Below are 559 nucleotides of genomic sequence, written 5' to 3' on the forward strand. Positions count from 1 at the left end.
AGATCTGCATTGCCTTCGACGACATCCGCCATCTGATTGACGAGCAGCTCGTTCAAGCCCGCCGCTGCAGCGCCGGTTTTGAAATCGCTGCCCGTGGCCTCTGCCAGCAAGCCGCCCACCAAGGCGTGAGCAGCCACTTTCTGCGCGCTTCCATCCGGGAAGCGAACGTGGTCACCCACCCAGTTGAAACCGGTGGCCATCGCGATGTTGCTAGCTTCCGATGCGAGGGCGGCGACGAGGTTGTCGCGCAGACTGCCGCCGGTGATGGCGGTGGATATTCCGGTACTGATGGCGGCGCGTGTTCCGGCGCGACTCAAGACGGCGGGGGCGTTTGCCCAGGTGAAGACATCCTTGGCCGAGTTGGTTGCCTGTAACGTTGATCCGGTGCTCGGCGCAACACCTTGAGCAGCGGTTCCGGCTTGGTCAGCGGCGGCAAACCAGTTGGCATCCGCGTAGGCGAACGAGCCAGCAGTCAAAGCAGAAACCGCGTAGCCCTTCATGGCGTCTGCGGACGTGACGTCTTTGAATACTGCCCCGAGGTCGCCACGATGGTTGATCA

Annotated in this window: 1 protein-coding gene; it reads right to left on the reverse strand. The window is 62.4% G+C overall.

What is annotated here, in order from left to right; genetic code table 11:
• On the reverse strand, positions 1 to 559 hold a 559-nt coding region (locus AC3WJP_RS29160; protein ID WP_493724613.1), incomplete at both ends, for a DUF637 domain-containing protein.

This window comes from Pseudomonas sp. GW821-FHT01A09, from assembly GCF_058986725.1.